Here is a 22,658-nt window from a genome sequence, read left to right as displayed (position 1 = left end):
ATATGAAACGGCCGCTTCGTTCCGGTTACACCACCGGCGCCTGCGCTGCCGCTGCTGCCAAGGGGGCGGCGCTGCTGCTGCGGGACGGGCAGCCTGCCGGAACGGTTACTATTGCCCTGCCGTCCGGAGAAGAAGCGCGGTTCACGCTCCACAGGCAGGAACGCGAAGCAGATTCCGCAACCTGCAGCGTGATCAAGGATGCCGGTGACGATCCCGACATCACCAATGGCGCGGAGATTGTCGCAACGGTCGCATCTTTGACCGGAGAGAGCAGTGTTGTCATTGTCGGGGGATCCGGTGTCGGCCGGGTGACCAAACCCGGACTGGCCGTGGCTGTGGGCGAGTGGGCGATCAATCCGGTGCCGCGGCAGATGATCACCGCGGCGGTGCGCAGCGTATTCCCGGAGCCTGCTTCGGTTCAGGTGGCCATCGCCATCACCAACGGCGCGGAGCTCGCGCAAAAGACGCTCAACAACCGTCTCGGTATCGTCGGCGGGTTATCGATCCTCGGCACCACCGGCATCGTCCGGCCGATATCTGCCCGGGCCTGGACCGATACCATCGACGCAGCCATAGATGTGGCGCTGGCCTGCGGAAGCACGACCGTGGTGCTGTCAACCGGCCGGACCAGCGAGGTGGTTGCCCAGACGCCGCTGCAACTGCCGGAAGAGGCGTTCGTGATGATGGGGGACCATATCGGTTATGCCCTGGCCAGCTGCAGTCGTAAGGGGGTAGCAGAGGTGGTGCTGGCCTGCCAGTTTGCCAAGCTGGTCAAGATCGCCTGCGGTCACGAGCAAACCCATGTCTCGTCATCTGAGCTTGATCTGCAGATGCTGGCCTCGTGGGTTCGTAGCGAACCCCGGATTTCCGGGCTCGAATCTCGCGCCCGGCAGGCAAACACGGCCCGGCAGCTGCTGGAGGACTCGGACAACGATAGTGCCCTTATTGAGCTAGTGGCGGTCCGTGCCAGGGCCTTTGCCCGGAAACTGGCGCCGGAGTCGGAAGTAAAAGTTTTGTTGGCAGGGTATGACGGCAAAGTGCTATATTTCGCCTGAAACGAAACGAGCCCTTTCCACTCTGACGGCGTCAATCTGCGGTATTGCTTGTGCGACATACTTAACAGTATGCCTCCGCGCAATCCCTTGATTTCCTTGTCAGAGAGAAAAACTCTCGTTTCTCAACAGAGAATTTGAGTAAGGGAGGTTGTCATGCCTCAGAAAATCTATCTGGTTGGTGCCGGCATTACCGGTTGGGAAGGTTTCGGGCCCAAGGCCCAGGAGGTGATCGCCAAGGCGGATCTCCTGATCGGTCACCAGCGTCATCTCGATATCTTCCCCGATTTTAAAGGGAAGAAGCAGGAACTCGGCGATCTCTCCATCATGCTGGAGTCGTTGAAGAACTCCGAGCTGCGGACGGTCATCCTCGGTTCCGGGGACCCGAATTTCTTCGGCATTGCCAGGTTTCTCCTGCGCAACCTGCCGAAAGAGCGGATCGAGATCTTTCCCAACGTCACCAGCGTCCAGTATGCCTTTGCCAGGATCAAGGAACCGTGGGACGACGCCGTTTTCATCTCGGTTCACGGCCGCGGCATGGGACGGGCGGTGGACCGGATCGTGGCCTCGGAGAAGGTGGCGATCCTTACCGACGCTAACAACACCCCGGCCGCCATTGCCAACGAGCTGATCAATCGCGGGGCCGAGGGTTATGATGCCTGGCTGTGCGAGGATCTGGGGATGCCGGGGGAAAAGTTCACCAAGACCGATGTCCGCGGGCTCCTCAATCTCAAGCATTCGGAACTGAATATCCTGATCCTGATCAAGACCTGGGAACCGAACCTGGTCCATTACCCGCTGATCGGGATAGAGGATGATGAGTTTGCCACGGCCAAGAAGCTGATCACCAAGCAGGAGGTGCGGGCCGTAACCCTGGCAAAGCTCCGGCTTCAGGATGACCTGGTAATGTGGGACATCGGCGCCGGGAGCGGTTCGGTCTCCATCGAGGCGTCCAACCTGATGCCCAACGGCAGGGTCTTTGCCCTGGAAAAAAACAGCCAGTACCTGGTGTTCCTGCGCGATAACCTGAAGAAGTTCGTGGCGCGCAACGTCATGCTGGTGGAGGGATTTGCCCCTGAAGGGCTGGAAGACCTGCCGGAGCCGGACCGGGTCTTTATCGGCGGTTCGGGTGGGATGCTGGAGGAAATCATCGAGGCTGTCGACCGCCGCCTGAAGCCCGAAGGGGTGATCGTCCTGAACGCGGTGACGCTCGATACCCTGACCAAGTCGGTGGAGTTTCTGGAAGATCACGGCTACACCGTGGAGGTGACCTGCGTGAACATCGCCAAGACCCGCGGCCTGACCGAGTACAAGATGTTCGAGTCGCATAATCCGGTTTATATTGTCGCTGCCACAAAGGAAACGGAGTAATGGCATCCATTTACGCAGTCGGTGTCGGCCCCGGGGACCCGGAACTCATCACCCGCAAGGCCGAACGGCTGATCCGCGGGGCGGATGTCATCTGCGCCCCGACGGGCAGAGGTGATGCGGCCAGTTTTGCGCTCTCCATCGTCGAACCGTTTCTGGACCGGGACCGGCAGCAGATACTGACCCAGGTGTTTCCGATGCGCAAGGTCCAGGATGGGCTGGACGAATTCTGGACCGAGTCCGCCGCCGAGGTTGCCGCCCATGTCCGGGCCGGGCGCACAGTGGTGTTCATCACCATCGGCGACCCGATGCTGTACTCGACCTTTCTGTACCTTTACCGGATCTTCAGGGCGGAATATCCGGAAATACCGGTCGGGATCGTGCCCGGGATATCGAGCATCAATGCGGCTGCCGCAGTTGCCGGGATTCCGCTGGGGATGGCTTCAGACCGGATTGCGGTGCTTCCCGCGGTCTACGAGGACGAAGAGCTCCAGCGGACCCTGCTTGAGTTTGATACCATAATCATGCTGAAGGTCCACAAGTCGTTCGACCGGATTTATGCACTGCTCTGCAGGCATGGCCTGGAGCGGAGCGCCGTCTTTGTCCGCCGGGTGGGGTCGGATCTTGAAGAGGTGGTAACCGATCTGGACTCCCTGGCCGGTAAGGAGCTGGATTACCTGTCGATGCTGATCGTCTGCAAAAGACTATTGCGAGGTGAACCATGAGAAAACTTCCTTTCCTTCTCCCCTCACTGCTGGCGCTGTTGCTCAGCCTCCCGCTCACTGCGGCTGCCGAAGAGGAGCCGAACGGCGAAGAGGCGGCACCGGAAATACCTGCCCCCGTTATTCAGCCGGTAAGCGAAATCGGTCGTTTCAGGCTCTTCGACGGCCAGTATGCCGTGACCTCCCTGAAAGGGGCCGAGCTGCCGGAAAGAAACCTGTTCCGGATCGATACCGTCTCCGGCATTGTCTGGGTCGGCAAGCAGGTTCAATATGTCGACCGGAAGAGCGGCAAGGTGATTCAGCAACGTTACTGGGAGCCGTTCGAGCAGTACCTGGAAGGACAGGCGCACACAGTGGCGGAACGTTAGCATGGCGCTTCATTTTGTCGGCGCCGGTCCGGGCGATGCCGAACTGATAACCGTCAAGGGGGCGCGCTTGCTGGCCGGGGCAGATGTGGTCGTTTATGCCGGCAGCCTGGTGGACCGGGAACTGGTGCGGCAATACGCCCCCGATGCCCAGGTGTGGGACTCTGCCGGGATGACCCTGGCCGAGACCACGCAGGTGCTGGCCGAGGCTGTGCTGGCCGGACGCCGGACCGTACGGCTGCATACCGGCGATCCCTCTATTTACGGGGCGATCCAGGAGCAGATGGCCGAACTGGACCGGCTGGGGATCGGCTACGAAGTCGTCCCCGGAGTCACCAGCGCCTTTGCCGCCGCCGCATCGCTTCGCCAGGAGCTGACCCTGCCGGAGGTGTCGCAGACGGTCATCATCACCAGGATGGCCGGCCGGACGCCGGTGCCGGAGCGGGAACGGCTCGCCGCGATTGCTGCGATCGGCGCGACACTGGTTGTCTATCTCTCGGTTGCCATGATCGAAGCCGTGGTCGCCGAGCTGCTGGAAGGGGCCTATACCCCGGAGACCCCGGTGGCGGTTGTCGCCAGGGCTTCGTGGCCGGATGAACAGACCGTTGCCGGGACCCTCGGGGATATCGCCGCCAAGGTAAAGAGTGCCGGCATCGGCAAGCAGGCGGTCATCATCGTCGGCGACGTGCTTAAGGCCCGCACGCAAGGGCTTGCGGCAGTATCGAAACTGTATGATGCCGGCTTTTCACATGAATTCCGGACAATGACCTAGATCGATGCGGATCGCCGTCATTGCCATAACCCGTAACGGTGCCCGCCTGGGGGCCAGGCTGCGCGACGGGCTGGGGAGCACCGATCTTCATGTCCTGAGCAAGTACAAGGGGCAGGCCGGCAAGGAAGCCAAACCGTTTGCCGGAGAACTCGGCGAGTTGCTGAGCCGCCTGTGGCCTGAGTATGGCGGTTTTGTCTGCATCATGGCGACCGGCATCGTTGTCAGGCTGGTTGCATCGCTCCTGCAGAGCAAAGAGACCGATCCCGCCGTGGTTGTAGTGGATGATGCCGGCCGGTTCGCCATCTCCCTGCTTTCCGGGCACCTCGGCGGCGGCAACCTGCTGGCCGAGCGGACCGCAACGGTCATCGGCGCCCGGGCAGTGATTACCACAGCGACCGACAGCAATGAGCTCCCCTCCTTTGACATGATCGCCCGGGCCGAGGGGTGGGAGATCGACGATATCTCCAGGGTCAAGAACCTGAACGCCTGCTTGCTCGACGGCGAGGAGATCGCTATTGTCGATCCTACGGACCTGATCCAGTTCCATCTGCAGGGCAAGGCGCGCTTCTCGGTTCATGAATCGCTGGTCAATGCCCTGCGGAGTTCGGCCAAAGGGGTGGTGCTGGTTTCCAGCCGCCTGGTCCCGCCGCAGTTTCTGAACGACAGGATGCTGGTGCTCCGACCCAAAAGCCTTTACCTTGGGATCGGCTGCAACAGCGGCACCACAGCTGACGAGATCGCCGGGACAGTGGCAACGCTGCTGAAGCGCCAGTTCCTTTCCATGCAGAGCGTGGCGGCCATCGGGACTGCCGAGGCCAAAAGGGACGAGTCCGGGCTGCTGGAGTTTGCCGATCGGTACAGCATCCCGGTCCGGTTTTACACCAGCGAAGAGCTGAACGGAGTGGCTGTGCCGTCGCCCGCATCGCCGCATGCCCTGAAGGCGATCGGCGCCCGGGGGGTGGCGGAACCGGCAGCGCTTCTCGCCTCCGGCAACGGAGAGCTGATCCAGTCCAAGTACAAGAGCGGCAATGTCACCGTTGCCATAGCGGAGCGTACATGAGCAGATTATACGTCGTCGGGACCGGTCCCGGCGGTGTTGACCATATGACATTGGAGGCGCAGCGGGCCATCGAATCCTGCGGGGTCATTGTCGGGTACAAGACCTACCTGGATCTGATCGCGCCCATGCTTGCCGGCAAAGAGCTCGTTTCTTCCGGCATGCGCCAGGAGGTGGCCAGGTGCCGGGATGCCATTGCCCGCGCTGCTGACGGGGTCGATGTGGCGCTGATATCCGGCGGCGACGCCGGTATCTACGGTATGGCCGGGGTGGTCCTGGAACTGGCGGAGCAGTCTCCCGACCCGCCGGAAGTGATCGTAATCCCCGGCGTCTCCGCAGTGCAGGCTGCTGCGGCCCTGCTCGGCGCGCCGCTGATGCACGATTTCGCGGTCATCTCCCTGTCCGATCTCCTGACCCCCTGGGAGCTGATCCGGAAACGGCTGGCCGCAGCCGCAGCCGCCGATTTCGTCATCGCCCTTTACAACCCGAAAAGCGCCGGACGCACCACCCAGCTCGCCGAGGCCCGTGAGATAGTCATGGCGGAGAGAGGGGGGGCGACGCCGGTCGGAATCGTCCGGAACGCCTTCCGCAAGAACCAGGAAAAGACCGTTACCACGCTCTTGGAGCTTCCTGATCACGCCGTAGACATGTTTTCCCTGGTAATGATCGGCAATTCCGCGACGAGGGTGGACAGCGCCGGCAGGATGGTGACCCCGCGCGGTTATGAGACCGGTTCGAGGCCCGGCGGCCGATCACTGCCCGAGCCCGGTCATATCGGGAAGGGTGAGCACGTGAAGCCCGAAGTAATCCGGGGCAAGTCGCTCATGTTCTGCGGAACCGGTTCCGATGTCGGCAAATCGGTGCTGGCCGCCGGCTTTTGCCGGATTCTCGCCAACCGCGGCATCCGGGTGGCGCCGTTCAAGTCGCAGAACATGGCGCTCAATTCGGCCGTGACCCCCGAGGGAGGGGAAATCGGTCGTGCCCAGGCCGTCCAGGCCGAGGCGTGCCGCATTCCGCCCCACACCGACATGAACCCGGTGCTGCTGAAGCCTTCGTCCGACACCGGCAGCCAGGTCATCATCCATGGGAGCGCGGTCGGTCATATGCGGGTGGCGGAATACAACGCCTTCAAGCCCAAGGCGTTCGAAAAAGCAAGGGAGAGCTTTGCCCGGCTTCGGTCAGCCTATGACTGCATCGTTATCGAAGGGGCGGGGAGCATTGCCGAGATCAACCTCCGGCGGCACGATATTGCCAACCTCAAGGTCGCAAAAATGGCCGGTGCGCCGGTAATTGTCGTGGCCGACATCGACCGGGGCGGGGTGTTCGCCCAGATCGTCGGCACCATCGAGTTGCTGGAGCCTGCCGAGAGGCAGATGATCGCGGGAGTGCTTATCAACAAGTTCCGCGGCGACCCTTCCCTGCTCGGTCCGGGCATCGAGGAGGTTGAACGGCGCACCGGGGTGCCGGTGCTCGGCGTGGTCCCCTGGTTCAGCGGCTTCAGGCTGCCGGAAGAGGACAGCGTCGCGCTCCAGCGGCGGGCAAAGGTCTTGCGGATCAGGCCGCGCCGGGAAAAACTCGCGATCGGCGTGATCAGGCTGCCGAGGATCTCCAACTACACCGATTTCGACCCACTGGAGAACGAGCCGGACGTGGCGCTCCACTATGTCGAGCGGAGCGAGCAGCTCGAAAACCTCGATCTGCTGATTATCCCCGGCAGCAAGTCAACCATAGCCGATCTGAATCATCTGGCCGAATCAGGGCTGGCGGACGCGATCCGTTCGTTCCGGGGCGAGATTGTCGGTATCTGCGGCGGCTACCAGATGCTCGGGAAGCTGGTGCTCGATCCCGATTCGGTGGAGTCCGAGATCCGCCATGCCGAAGGTCTGGGTCTGATCGATGCGGCGACCGTGATGCAGCCGGCCAAGCATACCCACCAGACCGTTGCGACGCTGCTCGATGCCGGCCGGGAATTCGCGCCGTGCCGCAGCGGCGTTCTCAAGGGTTATGAAATCCATATGGGGGAAACGGTAATCGGCGAGGGATTGCGCCCCTTTGCCCGGATAAACAGCCGCTCCGGGGAGAAGGCGGATAGCCTGGACGGCGCTGTTTCACCGGATGGGCGGATCATGGGGACCTATATCCACGGCATCTTCGAGAATGCGGGGTTCCGCGCGGCCATGTTGAACCGTATCAGGCGGCAGAAGGGGCTTTCGACCGTAACCCCGGTAACCACGGATATCGACCCACTGGAGCTGTTGGCAGCGCATCTGGAGAAACACCTGGAAATCCCCAGGATCCTCCGGCTCTGCGGTCTGGCCGGATGATCACCCTTGCGCCGCTGATGGTTGCCGGCGCCGTACTGCTCGATCTGGTCCTGGGCGATCCCAGGTGGTTTCCGCATCCGGTCGTTGCAATTGGCACCCTGATAAAACGGGCTGAACCCCTCCTCAGAAGGATTGTGAAAAACGAGCGTGCTGCCGGTCTACTGCTGGTGGTGATTGTTGTTGGCGTGAGCGCCGGCACAGTCGGCCTGCTGCTGCGCCTTGCCGGCCTGATTCACCCGCTGGCCGCCCAAGCGGCCGGGATGGTCATCGGCTATACCTGTCTCGCCGCACGCTCTCTGCATCTCGAATCGGCACAAGTTGCCGGATCTCTCCTGAAGGGGGATCTGGTGGCGGCCCGCGCCAGCCTGGCCATGATAGTAGGGCGGGACACCGGGCATCTGGATGAACCTGAAATCTGGCGCGCTACAGTCGAGACGGTTGCGGAAAACAGTTCTGATGGCGTCATTGCGCCGCTCTTTTTTCTCCTGATCGGCGGGCCGGTGCTCGCCATTGCCTATAAGGCGGTAAATACTCTGGATTCAATGGTCGGCTATAAAAATGACCGGTATCTCCTTTTCGGTTGGGGCGCGGCGCGGTTCGACGATCTCTGCAACTGGGTCCCGGCCCGGTTGACCGGCGTGCTGATGGTGCTGGCCGCTCCGCTGGTCGGCCTGTCCGGTCGCAACGCCTGGCGGATGATGCGGCGCGACGGCAGGAATCATTCCTCGCCGAACAGCGGGGTTCCGGAGGCTGCCGCTGCCGGCGCTCTCGGCGTCCGGCTCGGCGGGGTCAACCGGTACTTCGGCCAGGAGGTACTGAAACCGGTCATCGGCGATCCGTTGCGGCAGCTTGACGCAGCGGCATGGCAGGGTTCAGTGAGACTGATGTACGGCGCGGAAGGGGTTTTGCTCGTGGCCTGGCTGACGGCGCTTGCCGTTTTCGGGAGGCTGGCGTGAGCAGCTACGATCATGGCGGCGATATTTTCGGGGCGGCCCGCAGGTCCGGCGTCGATCCGGCGCAGCTGCTCGATTTCTCGGCCAGCATCAATCCCATGGGGCTGTCCGATCCGGTCAGAAAGGCGATCATCGCAGGGATCGACCGGATCGTCCATTACCCCGAGCCGTTTGCCGAGCCGCTACGGAACATCCTCGCCAGCGCTCATTCCGTTGCCCCTGAGGAGATCCTCCCCGCAAACGGCTCTACCGAGCTGATCTATCTTCTCCCCCGCCTTGTTCAGGGACATCGGGCGCTGATCGTTGCCCCGGCCTTTTCAGAGTATGCCAAGGCCCTCACGGCAGCGGAATGGGAGGTCGATTACCATATCCTCGCGCCCGATAATGGCTTTGCCCTGGAGTGCGGGCCTCTGGAGGCGGTACTCGCCAAGGGGTACGATCTGCTCTTTCTCTGCAATCCCGGCAATCCCACCGGACGTCTTTACTCCAGGGGAGAGGCTCTGGAGCTGGTCAGGATTTGCCGTAAAGTCGGGGTCTTTATCGTCCTTGACGAGGCATTCATGGATTTCTGCGGCGAAGAGTTTTCGCTGCTTCCGGAACTGGTAGCCTCAGGCAAGGGGGTGGTCCTGAGATCGCTGACCAAGTTTTATGCCCTGCCGGGGCTGCGGCTCGGTTATGCTGCTGCTGCGGCTGATATCTGCCGCAGGCTGGGGGAGTTGCGCGGTCCGTGGAGTGTCAATGCGCTGGCGCAAGCCGCCGGGGTTGCTGCGGTCAACGATGCCGCCTATCGCCGGGCAACCGGGGAATTCGTGGCAGCCGAGCGGGATCTGCTGTCGCGCCGGTTGGCTGAGATACCGGGGTTGACCCCTTTTACCCCGGCTGCCAATTTTCTGCTGGTCAGGATCACTGCCGATCTGCCGGCCGCCCGATTGTGCCGTAGGCTTTTTGAGCGTTACGGGATACTGATCCGGGACTGCAGTAATTTTGTCGGGCTTGGAGACCGGTTCTTCCGGGTGGCGGTCCGCACCGGGAAGGAAAACGACCGGCTGGTCTCGGCATTACAGGAATTGCTGTCCGAATTGCATCGCTGAACCAACGGCACGGGACACGAGTGTAAAGTTTTACCTAATATGGTGTCGGAGAGCTTGACACTTTTGGGTGATATGATAAGCTGCAGATCGACAAGAGCCATGTATTTCAACTGGTTGGCGACAAGGCACGTTGTTTGCTTTCAAAATCGGTTAAGGTGATTTTTCCGAGGGCGCTGCATTTATCGAGGAGGAACAAATGGAAAAGAGAAAATACTCCAGGGTGCCGTTCCATGCGCCGGTCTTTGTCAGCAGCCGGGGCAAGACTTATGCGGGCGAGGTCGAAAACGTCTGCCATGGCGGCATGTTCGTAAAGACTTACGGTGATTTCAATGCCGGCGATCAGGTACTGGTTTCGGTGAGCTTTGCCGAAGGGAGTTCCCAGTTGTCCGTGACCATGCCGGGCAAGGTTGCGCGGCAGACGAGCGACGGCGTGGCGCTTCATTCACCGCACATCGACACCCATTCGCTGATTCACCTTGAGTACCTGATGGCAAGCAACAACAACCAGCGGGAACAGCTGATGACCGACTTCATCGACTATGTAACTTCGCAACAGGATCGTCACCTGCTGTAGCCTATTTCCTGCCGGCTGTCGCAATTCGATCCTGCGGCAGCCGGAATCCAGACCCCGCCGAATCCCGCTAACTGCTTAACCAGAATGCCGGGCATGCCGTCCCTTGATCCGGGCGTTGTGCTTGTGCATTTCCATGACCAGCGTTTCCATCTCTGCGTCGCTCAGATACCCGGATTGAATGAAATACCGGCCCAGCTTCTGCTGCCTGGAACGCTGGTGCGTCAGCAGGAGCGACAGCTGATGCCGTGTCAGCAGGCCGCGGCGCACGGCCTTTTCGCCAAAGCACCCGGAATGTTGTTTACAGCAGAGGATTGCCTGCACCGCATCGTCGGTGAGCATACCCCAGTTGCGGGCAATTCGCCCCAATGGCGGACGCTGGCGTCTCTGCCAGACCAGGGCGGCGATGAGCGACTGATAGGGGACGACCCCGCGGTAATACAGGTAGCGGCCGATCTCAAGCTGCCGGTCGGGGAGCGGGCCGTGGTGGTAGAAATTGCCGGCGCTGCTGGTCCTGTGGGGGCGCTGTTCGCGCCGGGAGGGATCGGGCTCGACCGGAATTCTCTGCTTCACGAAAGAGTTCAGAACATTATAGGCCTCGGTTACGCGATGGAAGGCCTCCGGTGGCGTGGCCTGATTGATATGGCCAGCCGGACAGCAGTCAGGGTGGGTCTCCCTGGCCCGGCGGCGAAAGGCGGCCTTGACCCCTTCGGGTTGGAGGTAGGAGAAGAACTCGCCCGGCGGATCCAGCTCGTTGCCGAAGAGCACCTTGCAGGCACGGCGAAGTTCGGCTTCATTGTATAATCCGGTCATTGCTCCCCCCAAATTTCTCCACGTTTGATTTATACATTACGAATAAATTTATGGCAATAATTGTGGTAAAGCTTATCTTGACATCATCGGGTGCCTGACTATTATTGACTGAGCTTGCCGGCGCTGTAAGACAGGTTTATCGGGAGTTGACGGATGAGGATCGGGTTTTTCCTGTTTGTGATCGGAATTGCGCTCGCGGTTGCTGCCGGGTGTAATCGGAAGGGGACTGCGCCTGAGTTGCCGGAGACCGGTTTCAAGGTGGTCACAACGCTTTTTCCGCTTTACGATATGGCTCGTGCCATATGTGGTGACAAGGCCGAGGTTGTCCTGCTGATCCCTCCAGGCGTGGAACCGCACCACTTCGAGCCCAGGCCGGATGATATGGTTCTGATCAGCAAGGCGGCGCTGTTCATCTATACCAGTCGTTACATGGAACCTTGGGCCGATAAACTGCTCCGAGGTGTCGGCTCGAAACGGCTTACTGTTATAAATGCCAGTGACGGTCTCAGGTTTCTGCCGGCCGGGGACCGGCACGAGCATGACGGCCATGCCGGCGAAGCAGAGTCCCACCCAGGCGGCATGGATCCCCATGTCTGGCTTGATCTTGCCAATAGCGCCAAGATGGTCGATCTGATCCTTGCCGGGGTTATCGGCCGGGATCCGGGCAACCGGGCATTTTATGAGGCCAATGCCTCTTCTTACAAAAAGCGGCTCGCCGACCTGGATCTCCGATACCAACAGGTTCTGGGGAACTGCGGCAACAGGACCCTGGTCCATGCCGGTCATTTTGCTTTCGGCTATCTTGCTGCACGGTACAAACTCGACTATCTGGCGGCAACCGGCGTGACTGCGGATGCCGAACCGACCCCGGCGCGCCTGGCCGAGCTGGTCAACCAGGTACGTAAACTCGGCATCAAGGCGGTCTTCACCGAAGAACTCGTGTCGCCCAAGCTTGCCGAGACCCTTGCCGGCGAGACCGGGGCGGAAATCCTGCGGCTACACGCCGGTCACAACGTCGGCAGGGATGAGCTGGCCAGGGGGATCACCTTTCCGGCACTCATGGAACAGAACCTCGTTGCGCTCGAAAAGGGGTTGCAATGCCGCCGGTGATCGAGGTATCCGGGTTATACTGCCGCTACGGCATGACCCACGCACTGTCGGATGTGAGCTTCGCGGTCGAGGCCGGTGACTACCTGGCGGTGGTCGGCCCCAACGGCTCGGGCAAGAGCACCTTGGTAAAGGCCCTGCTCGGGCTGTCGAGTTGCGATGAAGGCGAGATCACGCTGTTCGGGACGCCGCTGCCGGAATTTACTGACTGGCGCACCGTAGGCTATCTCCCCCAGAACCTCAACCTGTTCAATCCGATCTTTCCCGCTACAGTAAGTGAAGTCGTCGGCCTCGGGCTGCTGGCCGGGAAGCGTTTCCCGAAGCGGATCAGCCGGGACGATAAGTCACGGATTGCAGAAACACTGGAACAGATGGGGATTGCCGACCTGAGGCACAGGCTGATCGGTGACCTTTCCGGGGGGCAGCAGCAGCGGGTCATGCTTTCCAGGGCGCTGGTCAATCAGCCAAAGCTGTTGATCCTCGACGAACCTACCGCTGCGCTCGACCCCGAGACCAGGGACCGGTTTTACGCGCTTCTGACCGAGATCAACCGCAACAGAGGCACCACCCTGATCCTGGTGACTCACGATTCCGCTACGGTCGGCAACTGTGCCTCCAAACTGCTGTATCTGGATAAAAAGCTCATTTTTATCGGCACGTTCCAGGAGTTCTGCGTGTCACCGGAGATGACCGGGCATTTCGGGGGGGCGGCGCAGCACCAGATCTGCCGATTACACTAAGGCGAATCCGGTAAAAGTCCATCTGCTGCGTTACGCTCGTTTTCGTCACTGCGACGTACCTTCCAGGTACGACTCGTTCCTCATGCCTCGCAAGCCTTGCATCTGGAGCTTTTCCGAATTCGTGGAGAGTTGGGTTGAACTATGGGAATTACGGAAACCTTGTCATACAGTTTCATGCAGCGGGCGCTGCTGGCCGGCTCCCTGATCGGGGTGCTCTGCGCGGTGCTCGGCTGTTTCCTGGTGCTCCGGCGGCTGTCGCTGATCGGGGACGGCCTTGCCCACGTGACCTTTGGCAGCGTGGCCCTGGCGCTCTTTTTCAAACTCTACTCGGCAGCGGCGATCCTGGTATCGCTGCCGGTGGTCATGCTCTGTTCTCTGGGGATACTCCGGCTGTCGGAACGGGCCCGGATGACCGGGGATACGGCCATCGGCATCGTCTCGTCGCTCGGCATCGCGGCCGGCGTGCTGCTGGCCAGCCTGGGCGGCGGGTTCAACGTGGATCTCTTCAGCTATCTGTTCGGCAACATCCTGGCTATAAGCCGCGAAGAGGTGCTGCTGGCGATAACCCTATGCGGAATAGTGCTGGTGCTGGTGACCTTCTTCTATAACGACCTGATGGCGATGACATTCAATGAGGAGCTGGCCAGGGTTTCCGGGGTGAGAACCAGGGGGATCAGCGCCATGCTCGTGCTGCTGACCGCCCTGACCGTGGTGCTGGCCATGAAGGTGGTGGGGATCATGCTGATCTCGGCCCTGCTCATTCTCCCGTCGTCGGCTGCCCTGCAGCTTGCCAAGGGATTCAGGGCGGCACTGCTGCTCTCTGCCGGCCTGGCCGTGACCGGGGTGATCACCGGGATCTTTGCCTCGGTCGGTCTGAACCTGCCGACCGGCGCAACCATCGTGCTGGTCAATTTCGGGATCTTTGCCCTGGTCTATTCGGGCAAGCGGCTGTGGGCACGGGATTGAAGCCGGTTTTCGGGCTGATAGGCCGTATAGATATCCGGAACGTCGGTCGAGAACAGTCTCTCGGCTGGCTGCGGGGCCGGCCGGCTCATTGCCGGGACAGGCGAACCGTTGGCCATCGCGAAGAACAGATAGTCTTCCATGGTATTGATATTGACGAATGAAGAAAATGTCGGATCAAAAATGGCGACCTGCTCCTGATTCACCCTGCTGACATTGGTCCGGTCGAAAAATGAGACAATTCGCCGCTGCCCGCTCAGCAGGGTAGCCTCTATGGCAGCCAGGCAACCTTTCCCATAGGCCGCATGAAGCGGTTCGAGCCCCGCCGGTCCTTCGGGGATCAATACTCCGCCGGCATCGGCACGTTCTGCAATATGGCAGACCAGGTCCTCGACCAGATACGGCATGTCGCAGGCAGTGGCGAAGATGGCCGGACTGCTGCTGTGAAGAAGCCCGGAATGGATTCCGGCTAGCACCCCCATCCCGGCATACAGGTCGGGTACCTTGCGGCAGGGGATGAAATCGTAGATTTCAGGTGTATTGGTCACCAACAACACCTCGTCGAACAGTTCAGCCATCCGTCGGTAGATAGTAGCGATCAACGGCACGCCATTGACCTCCAGAAGCGCCTTGTTTTTCCCCATGCGAATCGATTGGCCGCCGGCAAGAATGACTCCGGTCACGTTTGAAAACCGCGGCTTCACCATCATCCGCACCCTCTCCGGACAGGCTGCCACACGGAAGCTTTCGCCCCGGACATAGCCGGCCAGGCCGATGCCCGCCTCCTTGCAGATACGGACCGCCATGTCGGTCGGTGAAGTTCGCGACGCGATCAGGGCCACCCCCAGTGAGGCTGCCTTGGCCGCCATCTCGGCCGACACCCGGCCCGATGTCAGCAACAGGCAACCTGTCAGGTCTACGCCGGCGAGCAGCGCCTGTCCGGCCAGGCGATCGATGGTATTGTGACGGCCGAGATCCTCGGCATGCATCAGTATCCGGGTACCATCACTGACCGCCGCTGAATGGATGCCGCCATGGCGTCCATAGCGCTCGGAAAGCTCCGCCATCTCACGCATCATGGCGAATATGGCCTCGGGCGGGAAACTGGCCTCCGGTGGCGGAGCCTTTGGCGGTCCGGCGGTGAAGGAGAAACTGATCCCGGCACCGCACCCGGACGTCAATACCGGGGTCAAACGCTCCGGGAGTTCGCCGCGAATCCGGACAATGGCCTCGCCGGATTTTTCGCACACCCCCATGACCAGAAAATCCTCTACCTGGCGCACAAAACCCTGGGTGCGCAGGAAACCGGCCACCAGGAAGCGGAGTTCATGGGGTGATGCCACCAGCGTAGCAATCTCGCGGTCGTTGACCGTCAGTTTCAGCGGGAACTCCGCGGGGAAATCGTCCGGTCTTTGGCTGATGATTCCTTTGTCGTATCGTAGCATAGGGTCTTCCCCGATCAGATGGTTGCTGAAACAGTGTCAAGTGTCTATTTGCCCCGTTCATATCCTTCCCTGGATGCCAGCAAGTCCAGGTGGATGGTCAGCAGGTCCTCAATTTCCAGCGGCACATCACTGTTCCCCTTGCGGGAATCACGGGTCTTTATGTAACGGCTGCAGGCCTTGCATGTATCCACTCGCGTCGCTCCCTCTCCCACGGTGAAGTATGAGAGTTTTTCCGTATCTTCGCTGCCGCAGGAGGGGCAATTCAGGCGCTTGAACGGCCATTTGAAGAAGCAGGTCGAGCAGCTGAGCAGTCTTCGCCCCTCCTCCCCGGACAGCTCCGCCATGCCCGGCCGTGATCCGCAGATTGGGCAGAAAGCCTCGTGCCAGTCGCTGACCGCGTCAGGCGGGACAGTGTCGCTATGAAGCTCCAGGCTGATCTTGATCGGGATCTCGATGAGGTATTCCAGTAGCGGCGCCGGCAGTCCCAGTGCTGCGGCCGCCTCATCCAGCGGGGCACGACGCCGTTCGAGCACCGCCAGTATCAGCGGACACGGGTCGAGCATTCCGGAGGCGAGCGCCCGGGTAAACTGGTCGAGGAGTTCGGTATTTTCTTTGCCATGCTGCCGCAGCACGGAGACCACCCCTTGCAGAAAGGAGCCCAGGTCTGCCCGGTCCATCCGCAGTTCCGCGGCCGTAACCAAGGGAAAGCCGGAGGCAATGCGTTCGCTACGGTTGACACCGGAGGTGTCCACGCTGATGCCGGTTCTTCCTCCCACAACCTGCGCATAATCGAAAAGCGCTGTAAACAGCGGCAGTATATCGGCATATTCGGGCGCCATCCCTGCCGCCTTCCTGAGCGCAGCCAGTTTATCTTCTATCGATGCCATGAAACCTCCGCGAGATCGGGTCTGCCAAAGAAACAGCGGCCCGAAGACCGCTGTCATCATGAGATTCAAATCATGGGTTGTCTTCGCCCACTTCCTTGTACCACTTGGGGTGATGCTTCCGCGCCCAGATCCTGCGCACATCGCCGTAGAGCATCGCCTCGATGGTGCCGGGGTTGCCGATAGTCGCCAGGTAGACATGGACGATCACGAACATGATCGAGCCGACGAACATCAGGCCGTGGAGCATGAGCGAAATCTGGACGAGCCAGCGGGGAAAGGTCAGCGGCATCCAGATCATGATGCCAGTGACGCCGAGGGTGATGGTGGCGGCATAGATGAAGATGGCGAACAGTTTCTGTCCCGGGTTGTATTTGCCGATATTGAAGTGCCGCTCTTCCCTGGAAAGATATCCCCCTCTGGCGTCGATCCAGGCCTTGTCGTCCTCGTCAAAGGTGGTGACATCCTTCTTGTGGTTCAGGAACATGTAGACCGAGCTGGCAAAGAAGACCACCCCGGCGATCTTGTGCACCAGGATGGCGCTGCTGCCGCCGCCGAACAGGTTGAAGTAGCCGTTGAACAGCCGGGAAAAGAGTCCCAGCCCGGAGAGTAGCAGGGTAAAGAAACTGCAGGTCACGACCCAGTGCAGGACGCGTTCGCTGGTCTTGAAACGTTCGATGAAGTTACTCATGGTTCTCCCCCTTGTCACCGGTGTCGTCGTCTACCTTTTTCGGGCCGATGGTCACGTAATGCAGCAGCATGGCGCCGATGCTACCCCAGAAACCGAGGATTCCGAGCGGCTTGATGATATCTTTCCAGAGGAAGATGGAGGTCGGAATACGGGGATTTGCCGGGAGGCCGTAACTGTCCGGTGGCCCTTCCAGGGCATAAACGACCCCGAGGCCGTTAAGGCTGTCGAGCCCGTAGAGGGTTTTCTTGGCAGCAGTGGCCTTGGCGATCAGATCCTTCCGGTTGCCGAACTTGAGGGTTTCGGTGGGGCACGCCTTGGCACAGGCCGGGGCCATGCCACCATCGACCCGGCTGAGGCAGAGGTTGCATTTGCTGACCTTTTCATCGCCGTCGTAGCGGGGGACGCCGAACGGGCAGGCGGAGACGCAGTACTTGCAGGAGATACACTTCTCCTTGTTGTAGGCCACTATTCCGTCCTTGGTCCGGTAAAGCGCACCGGGGGAGGGGCAGACCTTCATGCAGCCGGCATCGCCGCAATGCATGCAGCGCTCGCTGAAAAACTGCCAAGTCACTGCACCGGCATTCTCCTTTTCGACGAACTTGATCCGGTTGTAGAGAGCCGCGGTCAGGTCGCGGGGGTTCTCGAAGGTCCCCTGGTTGGCCGTCTTGTCCGCATCCAGCTTGTTCCACTGTTTGCAGGCCACCTGGCAGGAGCGGCAACCGATGCACCTGGCGGTATCGACGAGAAAACCCTTGCGGCTAGCCTGGTTGATAGTGTCGCTCATGGCTTACCCCTTTCTCGCGATCCCGACCATGAACGCCTTGGTCTCCGGGATCATCGTGTTGGCGTCGCCCGCGGTGGGGGTCAGCAGGTTGGCGGCGTCGCCCACGCCGGGGGTGTGCCAGCCGAAGCACCAGGGCATCCCGATCTCGTGCACGATCTTGTCGCCGATCTTGAACGGCTTGAACCGCGGCGTGACAATGGCGACTGCCTCGATCTTGCCGCGCGCCGAGGAGATTTCAACGGTGTCGCCGTTATTGATCCCCTTCTCCTTGGCCAGTTCCACGCTGAGCTCGCAGAACTGGCGCGGCTGCAGCTCCAGCAGCCAGGGGGTGTTGCGGGTCATGACCCCGGTCTGCCAGTGCTCGGTCACCCGGTAGGTGGTCCCCACATAGGGGAAGCGGGTATCGTTCGATGCCAGCACATCCTCTTTCACGTTGGGATCGTTGAAGATCTTCACGGCCGGGTTGGTCATCTGCTTGGACATGAAGTTTTCCGCGATCGGTGACTCCATCGGCTCGTAATGCTCCGGGAACGGGCCTTCCTTCATCCCCGGGCCGAAGAGGGCAGCCACGCCGTCGGCACGCATGATGAACGGCTTTTTCCCTTCCTTCTCGTCCGCCATCGGTGGCCAGGGTCCGTCCGGCACATCTCCGGCCCAGGCGCCTAATTTGCCGGTGGGGAGCGGAGCCAGGGGGTTCCAGTAGACCACCGCCTTCTTAACGTTGTACGGCTTGCCGTTCATGTCGCAGGAGGCGCGGTTGTAGATGATCCGGCGGTTGACCGGCCAGCACCAGCTCCACTCCGGGAACATCCCGAGGCCGGTCGGGTCTTTTTTCACCCGCCGCGCCATCATGTTCCCCTTTTCGTTGTAGCTCTGGCAGTAGATCCAGTTGCCGCAGGAGGTGGTGCCGTCGGCCTGTAGCTGCGCAAAGCCGCCGGCCAGTTCCCCCTTCTTGCCGAGCAGCTTCTTCGGCGTCCATGGCGGCGCCGCTGGTGGCGGTTTCTCCCCGGGTTTCAGCTTTGGCTTGTCCTCCACATCGTCCAGGAAGTAGCCGTTGATCTCCTTGGCAATGGCGTGGGTGTCGATGCTCTTGATGGTGCCGTCGGCCCGCTTGAAGCCGTAGTTCCAGGTGAGGTTGGTCAACTGCTCCGGCAGCGCGCCACCCTCCTTGGCATACATCCCCTTCAGTTTCTGGTAGAGCTCGTGGATGATTTCGGCATCCGGCTTGGCCTGGCCGAGCGGGTTCACCGCCTTGAAGCGCCACTGGGCCCAGCGGCCCGAGTTGCTGACACTCCCCTCTTTTTCGTAGGAAGCGGCGGCGGGGAGGAGGAACACCTCGGTCTTGACATTGGCCGGGTTCATCCCCGGACCCTTCCAGAACGAGGCGGTCTCGTTGTCGAACAGGTTGACCGCCACCATCCAGTCCAGCTTGGTGAGGGCGTTGCGCACCTTGGTGGAGTTGGTTCCGGAGCAGGCCGGGTTCTGCCCCCAGGCAAAGAACCCCTTGAACTTCCCTTTCAGCATGTTGTCGAAGATCATCAGCCAGGAGCCGTTCATCCCCGGGTCCAGCTTTGGAAGCAGGTTGTAGCTGAAGTCGTTCTCCTTGGTGGCCGAGTTGCCGTAGATCGCCTTCAGATAACTGATGAGGTACTTGTTCCGGTTCCCCCACCAGTTTGCACTCTGTGGGTCCTTGCTCTTCGGGGTGTGTTTCTCGATGTAGGCGGCCGTATCTTTGAGATCCGCCGACGGCACCGGCAGATAGCCGGGGAGGATGTGGAACAGGAGCCCGTGGTCCGTGGAGCCCTGTACGTTCCCCTCGCCGCGCAGGGCGTTGATGCCGCCGCCGGCGATGCCGATATTCCCCAGCAGAAGCTGGACGATGGACATGGCGCGGATGTTCTGGGTCCCGACCGTGTGCTGGGTCCACCCCATGGCATACAGCTCGGTGCCTGCCTTGTCCGGCTTGCCGGTGGAGGCGTACAGCTTGTAGACTTCGATGAGCTTGTCCTGAGGGGTGCCGCAGATCCTGGAGACCAGCTCCGGGGTGTAACGGGAGTAGTGCTTCTTCATCAGCTGGAAGACACAATTCGGGTCTTGAAGCGTCGGGTCCTTCAGGACCTTGTCGTCGGCGTCCTTCTGGAACGACCATGCCTTGGGATCATAGCTCCGCTTCTTGGGATCATAACCGGAGAAGAGGCCGTTCAGATCGCCCGGCATCCGGAAGTCGCCGCTCACCAGGTAGGCGGCGTTGGTGTAGTTTCGCACATACTCTTCGAAATGGAGCTTGTTCTGCAGGATGTAGTTGACCATCCCCCCCAGGAAGGCGATATCGGTCCCGGAGCGCAGCGGGGCGTACAGGTCGGCCTTGGAGGCGCTGCGGGTAAAGCGTGGATCCACGCAGATCACCTTGGCGCCGCTATCCTTGGCCTTCATGATCCAACGGAAGGCGATGGGATGGTTCTCGGCGGGGTTTGACCCCATGATGAGGATTACGTCGGCATTCTTGAAATCTATCCAGTGGTTCGTCATTGCACCGCGTCCAAACGACTCTGCCAGAGCCGCTACAGTTGCGCTGTGTCAAATGCGGGCCTGATGTTCGATATACACCAGGCCTAACCCCCTCAGGAATTTTTGGTACAGGTAACACTCTTCGTTGTCCATGGCGGCGCTTCCCACGGAAGCCATCCCCATGGTGCGGTTCACCACCGCTTCGATCTCTTTCTCCACCTCGGCAGTGCCGACCTTCTCCTTCACCTTGATCTTGGAGGTCGCCACGAAGCTCGTATCGCGGGTCTTCTTCACCTTCTTGGCAATCTCGTCGATCGCCCAGTCCCAAGGCACCTCCTGCCACTCCTTGGCGCCGGCGGCACGGTAGAGCGGCTTGGTCAGCCGCGCCTTGTTGTCGCGCAGCTGGTAGACCGACGAACCTTTGGGGCAGAGGGCCCCCTCGTTGATCGGATGATCCGGGTCCCCCTCGATGTTGACGACGTTCCCCCCCATGGTGTGGACAATCATGCCGCAACCGACAGCGCAGTACGGGCAGATACTGGTGGTCTCCTTGGCATGGCGGATGCTGAGCTCCTCAGCCTTCGCCGCTACCGGAGAGATGCTCAGGCCGAAGGTGGTTGCTGCCATCCCCGCTCCCGAGAGCTTCAGAAAATCCCTTCTTGATACTCCCATAGACTACCTCCATGATCTCTTGATGTTTACAATGAACAGTGCAGAATGAGAAACAGGCCGTTTGTATAGTGATGCTTTACAAATAAACCGATGTATCATAATAATTAAGCAAGGCTGTTTGAAATGCAATGCCGGTCTTGCAAGCTAACTTTATGAAATCATGAATTGTTATCGGCTAATGCCGTGGGTTGCCGTTCATGGCGTAGCTGTATACAAGAGCAACTGCCATGCCACCCGTTGCTGTTTTATAACAAAAGTTTGCTGAGTATAACCAGCCGGATTTCCTCATTAAACGATCTGCCGCAGATCCCGAAAAAATCTCCGGTGGCCAGATTGTGTATAATAATTTCCGGTGATGTATACTTTTGATACATTGATCAGGGGGTAGCTGTGCAGGAAAGAAAAGTAGTGCTCTGCGATGATGAAAAGGAGATTCTCCGCTACCTGAAGAAGATCCTGCTGGCCCACGGCTACGCGGTCGATACCTATGCAGAGGGGCAGACACTGCTCGACCGGCTTGAAGCGGATAGCGCCTATGTTCCGGCACTGCTGGTCCAGGACATATGCATGCCGGGTGTCGACGGTATCGATATCCTGAAGCAGGTGCGCAAACTCCGGCCGGAGATGCCGGTGGTGATCATGACCGCCTTCGGCTCCATTGATTCGGCTGTGGAGGCGATCAAATTGGGGGCGTACGATTACATCACCAAGCCGTTTCCCAATGAGAAGCTGATCGATGCGCTGGCAAAGGCGCTGGAACGGGAGTCGCTGCTGAAGGAGAACCGCCGCCTGAAGGAGGAGCTGATCCGCAATACGGCGCCGGGCGAAATCGTCTTTGCCAGCAGCAAGTTCCGGGCTGTTTACGACATGACCCTGCAGGTCGCGCAGAGCGAAGCCAATATCCTGATCCAGGGAGAGTCCGGCACCGGCAAGGAGCTCATTGCCCGGGCGATTCATTTCAACAGCGCCAGAAGGGAAGGGAGCTACCTGACCATAAACTGCGCCGCGCTTACGGATACGCTGCTGGAAAGCCAGCTTTTCGGCCATATGCGCGGCGCGTTCACCGGCGCTACCTCTACCCAGAAAGGGCTGTTGGAGGCTGCCGACGGCGGCACCCTCTTCCTCGACGAGATCGGCGACATGACCCTTGCCCTACAGGCCAAGCTGCTCCGGGTGATCCAGGAGCGGGAGTTCACACCGGTGGGGTCAACGGTATCCAGGAACACCGACATCCGGATCGTGGCCGCCACCAACAAGGACCTGGAGCGGGAGGTGCGGGAAGGGCGGTTCCGGGAAGACCTGTACTACCGCCTGAACGTCATCACCCTGAACCCGCCCCCCTTGCGGGAGCGCAAGGAGGATCTGGAGCCTTTGGCCCGGCATTTCCTGGTCAAATTTTCCCGCAAGATGAAAAAACAGGTCGATGGCATCACCGGAGACGCCATGCGCCTCCTCTCGGATTACCACTGGCCGGGCAACATCAGGGAGCTGGAGAACATTATCGAGAGGGCGGTCATCCTGGCCAGGGGAAGCAAGGTCACCGCCGACCTCCTGCCGATCAGACCGAGCGCCGGAGCGCCCCCGGCAATCGTAGGCGATGAGAAGGATTCCCTGGAGAGCGTGGAGCGGAATCATATCATCTGGATTCTGAAAAAAAACGCGTATCGCAAGAGACGATCGGCGGAGATACTGGGAATAACCCGCAAGACCCTGGACCGGAAAATAGCCGAATATGCCATTGCCATTCCCCGGGGCAGTACAGAGGGGGGGTAGATC

General features: G+C 60.5%; 20 protein-coding genes. 14 read left to right on the top strand and 6 right to left on the bottom strand.

The annotated features are described in order from the left end of the window. Nucleotides 1-2: 2 nt before the first annotated feature. From OR1_RS09310 to OR1_RS09265, 10 genes are all read left to right on the top strand, one after another. Complete coding sequence (locus OR1_RS09310; protein ID WP_041971480.1) at nucleotides 3-1,055, top strand: cobalt-precorrin-5B (C(1))-methyltransferase; 1,053 nt, start codon at nucleotides 3-5, stop codon at nucleotides 1,053-1,055. 153 nt (nucleotides 1,056-1,208) lie between these two features. Next, on the top strand, nucleotides 1,209-2,423 hold the full coding sequence (locus tag OR1_RS09305; RefSeq protein WP_041971478.1) for a bifunctional cobalt-precorrin-7 (C(5))-methyltransferase/cobalt-precorrin-6B (C(15))-methyltransferase: 1,215 nt from the start codon (nucleotides 1,209-1,211) through the stop codon (nucleotides 2,421-2,423). Next, nucleotides 2,423-3,145, top strand: coding sequence for a precorrin-2 C(20)-methyltransferase (cobI, locus tag OR1_RS09300; protein ID WP_041971477.1), 723 nt, complete (start codon nucleotides 2,423-2,425; stop codon nucleotides 3,143-3,145). Before OR1_RS09305 ends, cobI begins: the two co-directional genes overlap by 1 nt. Beyond that, on the top strand, nucleotides 3,142-3,510 hold the full coding sequence (locus OR1_RS09295; protein WP_041971476.1) for a hypothetical protein: 369 nt from the start codon (nucleotides 3,142-3,144) through the stop codon (nucleotides 3,508-3,510). The genes cobI and OR1_RS09295 overlap by 4 nt, the downstream gene beginning before the upstream one ends. A 1-nt stretch (nucleotide 3,511) precedes the next feature. Continuing rightward, nucleotides 3,512-4,279: a precorrin-4 C(11)-methyltransferase gene (gene cobM, locus OR1_RS09290; RefSeq protein WP_041971475.1), complete on the top strand. Its 768-nt coding sequence runs from the start codon at nucleotides 3,512-3,514 to the stop codon at nucleotides 4,277-4,279. Between the two features lie 4 nt (nucleotides 4,280-4,283). Beyond that, a complete protein-coding gene (locus OR1_RS09285) occupies nucleotides 4,284-5,339 on the top strand; it encodes a cobalt-precorrin 5A hydrolase (protein ID WP_041971473.1) in 1,056 nt (351 codons plus the stop codon). After that, complete coding sequence (locus tag OR1_RS09280; RefSeq protein WP_041971472.1) at nucleotides 5,336-7,660, top strand: cobyric acid synthase; 2,325 nt, start codon at nucleotides 5,336-5,338, stop codon at nucleotides 7,658-7,660. Before OR1_RS09285 ends, OR1_RS09280 begins: the two co-directional genes overlap by 4 nt. Beyond that, the gene (gene cbiB, locus OR1_RS09275) at nucleotides 7,660-8,616 is read left to right on the top strand and encodes an adenosylcobinamide-phosphate synthase CbiB (protein WP_193377095.1); all 957 of its coding nucleotides are present in this window, start codon (nucleotides 7,660-7,662) and stop codon (nucleotides 8,614-8,616) included. The genes OR1_RS09280 and cbiB overlap by 1 nt, the downstream gene beginning before the upstream one ends. After that, nucleotides 8,613-9,704 (top strand): threonine-phosphate decarboxylase CobD, encoded by a 1,092-nt coding sequence (gene cobD / locus OR1_RS09270; RefSeq protein WP_041971470.1) that lies wholly within the window; start codon nucleotides 8,613-8,615, stop codon nucleotides 9,702-9,704. Before cbiB ends, cobD begins: the two co-directional genes overlap by 4 nt. Before the next feature lie 196 nt (nucleotides 9,705-9,900). Next, nucleotides 9,901-10,278, top strand: coding sequence for a PilZ domain-containing protein (locus OR1_RS09265; RefSeq protein WP_041971468.1), 378 nt, complete (start codon nucleotides 9,901-9,903; stop codon nucleotides 10,276-10,278). 75 nt (nucleotides 10,279-10,353) lie between these two features. Here the strand turns inward: OR1_RS09265 and OR1_RS09260 are convergent, their stop codons facing one another. Further along, the gene (locus tag OR1_RS09260; RefSeq protein ID WP_041971466.1) at nucleotides 10,354-11,088 is read right to left on the bottom strand and encodes a hypothetical protein; all 735 of its coding nucleotides are present in this window, start codon (nucleotides 11,086-11,088) and stop codon (nucleotides 10,354-10,356) included. Nucleotides 11,089-11,241: 153 nt separating this feature from the next. Here OR1_RS09260 and OR1_RS09255 point away from each other — a divergent pair, with 153 nt between their 5' ends. The 3 genes from OR1_RS09255 to OR1_RS09245 all read left to right on the top strand — a co-directional run bounded on the left by OR1_RS09255 (nucleotide 11,242) and on the right by OR1_RS09245 (nucleotide 13,901). Continuing rightward, the gene (locus tag OR1_RS09255; protein ID WP_041971465.1) at nucleotides 11,242-12,198 is read left to right on the top strand and encodes a metal ABC transporter substrate-binding protein; all 957 of its coding nucleotides are present in this window, start codon (nucleotides 11,242-11,244) and stop codon (nucleotides 12,196-12,198) included. Then, nucleotides 12,186-12,935, top strand: coding sequence for a metal ABC transporter ATP-binding protein (locus tag OR1_RS09250; protein ID WP_041971463.1), 750 nt, complete (start codon nucleotides 12,186-12,188; stop codon nucleotides 12,933-12,935). The genes OR1_RS09255 and OR1_RS09250 overlap by 13 nt, the downstream gene beginning before the upstream one ends. 141 nt (nucleotides 12,936-13,076) lie before the next feature. Further along, on the top strand, nucleotides 13,077-13,901 hold the full coding sequence (locus tag OR1_RS09245; RefSeq protein ID WP_041971462.1) for a metal ABC transporter permease: 825 nt from the start codon (nucleotides 13,077-13,079) through the stop codon (nucleotides 13,899-13,901). Here the strand turns inward: OR1_RS09245 and OR1_RS09240 are convergent. The 5 genes from OR1_RS09240 to fdnG all read right to left on the bottom strand — a co-directional run bounded on the left by OR1_RS09240 (nucleotide 13,868) and on the right by fdnG (nucleotide 20,882). Continuing rightward, the gene (locus tag OR1_RS09240) at nucleotides 13,868-15,343 is read right to left on the bottom strand and encodes a formate dehydrogenase accessory sulfurtransferase FdhD (RefSeq protein ID WP_152609854.1); all 1,476 of its coding nucleotides are present in this window, start codon (nucleotides 15,341-15,343) and stop codon (nucleotides 13,868-13,870) included. The genes OR1_RS09245 and OR1_RS09240 overlap by 34 nt on opposite strands. Nucleotides 15,344-15,387: 44 nt before the next feature. After that, the gene (locus OR1_RS09235) at nucleotides 15,388-16,230 is read right to left on the bottom strand and encodes a formate dehydrogenase accessory protein FdhE (RefSeq protein WP_041971618.1); all 843 of its coding nucleotides are present in this window, start codon (nucleotides 16,228-16,230) and stop codon (nucleotides 15,388-15,390) included. Nucleotides 16,231-16,300: 70 nt separating this feature from the next. Beyond that, a complete protein-coding gene (locus OR1_RS09230; RefSeq protein WP_041971461.1) occupies nucleotides 16,301-16,918 on the bottom strand; it encodes a formate dehydrogenase subunit gamma in 618 nt (205 codons plus the stop codon). Further along, nucleotides 16,911-17,702 (bottom strand): 4Fe-4S dicluster domain-containing protein, encoded by a 792-nt coding sequence (locus OR1_RS09225; RefSeq protein ID WP_041971460.1) that lies wholly within the window; start codon nucleotides 17,700-17,702, stop codon nucleotides 16,911-16,913. The genes OR1_RS09230 and OR1_RS09225 overlap by 8 nt, the downstream gene beginning before the upstream one ends. Before the next feature lie 3 nt (nucleotides 17,703-17,705). Further along, a complete protein-coding gene (gene fdnG, locus OR1_RS09220; protein WP_082002883.1) occupies nucleotides 17,706-20,882 on the bottom strand; it encodes a formate dehydrogenase-N subunit alpha in 3,177 nt (1,058 codons plus the stop codon). Between the two features lie 390 nt (nucleotides 20,883-21,272). On the opposite strand from fdnG, the gene OR1_RS09210 reads away from it, so the two are divergent. Further along, nucleotides 21,273-22,655, top strand: coding sequence for a sigma-54 dependent transcriptional regulator (locus OR1_RS09210; protein WP_041971456.1), 1,383 nt, complete (start codon nucleotides 21,273-21,275; stop codon nucleotides 22,653-22,655). Nucleotides 22,656-22,658: the final 3 nt, after the last annotated feature.

Origin of the sequence: Geobacter sp. OR-1, assembly GCF_000813145.1 — a bacterium.
GTDB lineage: Bacteria > Desulfobacterota > Desulfuromonadia > Geobacterales > DSM-12255 > Geoanaerobacter.
The sequence above is the reverse complement of the archived record's forward strand: the minus strand, read 5'-3'. Positions and strand labels throughout refer to the sequence as shown.

Bases quoted from the DNA above. Each gene is read 5' to 3' on its own strand.
- OR1_RS09310 (WP_041971480.1), top strand. From the start codon at position 3: ATGAAACGGCCGCTTCGTTCCGGTTACACCACCGGCGCCTGCGCTGCC.
- OR1_RS09305 (WP_041971478.1), top strand. From the start codon at position 1,209: ATGCCTCAGAAAATCTATCTGGTTGGTGCCGGCATTACCGGTTGGGAA.
- cobI (WP_041971477.1), top strand. From the start codon at position 2,423: ATGGCATCCATTTACGCAGTCGGTGTCGGCCCCGGGGACCCGGAACTC.
- OR1_RS09295 (WP_041971476.1), top strand. From the start codon at position 3,142: ATGAGAAAACTTCCTTTCCTTCTCCCCTCACTGCTGGCGCTGTTGCTC.
- cobM (WP_041971475.1), top strand. From the start codon at position 3,512: ATGGCGCTTCATTTTGTCGGCGCCGGTCCGGGCGATGCCGAACTGATA.
- OR1_RS09285 (WP_041971473.1), top strand. From the start codon at position 4,284: ATGCGGATCGCCGTCATTGCCATAACCCGTAACGGTGCCCGCCTGGGG.
- OR1_RS09280 (WP_041971472.1), top strand. From the start codon at position 5,336: ATGAGCAGATTATACGTCGTCGGGACCGGTCCCGGCGGTGTTGACCAT.
- OR1_RS09265 (WP_041971468.1), top strand. From the start codon at position 9,901: ATGGAAAAGAGAAAATACTCCAGGGTGCCGTTCCATGCGCCGGTCTTT.
- OR1_RS09260 (WP_041971466.1), bottom strand. From the start codon at position 11,088: ATGACCGGATTATACAATGAAGCCGAACTTCGCCGTGCCTGCAAGGTG.
- OR1_RS09255 (WP_041971465.1), top strand. From the start codon at position 11,242: ATGAGGATCGGGTTTTTCCTGTTTGTGATCGGAATTGCGCTCGCGGTT.
- OR1_RS09250 (WP_041971463.1), top strand. From the start codon at position 12,186: ATGCCGCCGGTGATCGAGGTATCCGGGTTATACTGCCGCTACGGCATG.
- OR1_RS09245 (WP_041971462.1), top strand. From the start codon at position 13,077: ATGGGAATTACGGAAACCTTGTCATACAGTTTCATGCAGCGGGCGCTG.
- OR1_RS09240 (WP_152609854.1), bottom strand. From the start codon at position 15,343: ATGCTACGATACGACAAAGGAATCATCAGCCAAAGACCGGACGATTTC.
- OR1_RS09235 (WP_041971618.1), bottom strand. From the start codon at position 16,230: ATGGCATCGATAGAAGATAAACTGGCTGCGCTCAGGAAGGCGGCAGGG.
- OR1_RS09230 (WP_041971461.1), bottom strand. From the start codon at position 16,918: ATGAGTAACTTCATCGAACGTTTCAAGACCAGCGAACGCGTCCTGCAC.
- OR1_RS09225 (WP_041971460.1), bottom strand. From the start codon at position 17,702: ATGAGCGACACTATCAACCAGGCTAGCCGCAAGGGTTTTCTCGTCGAT.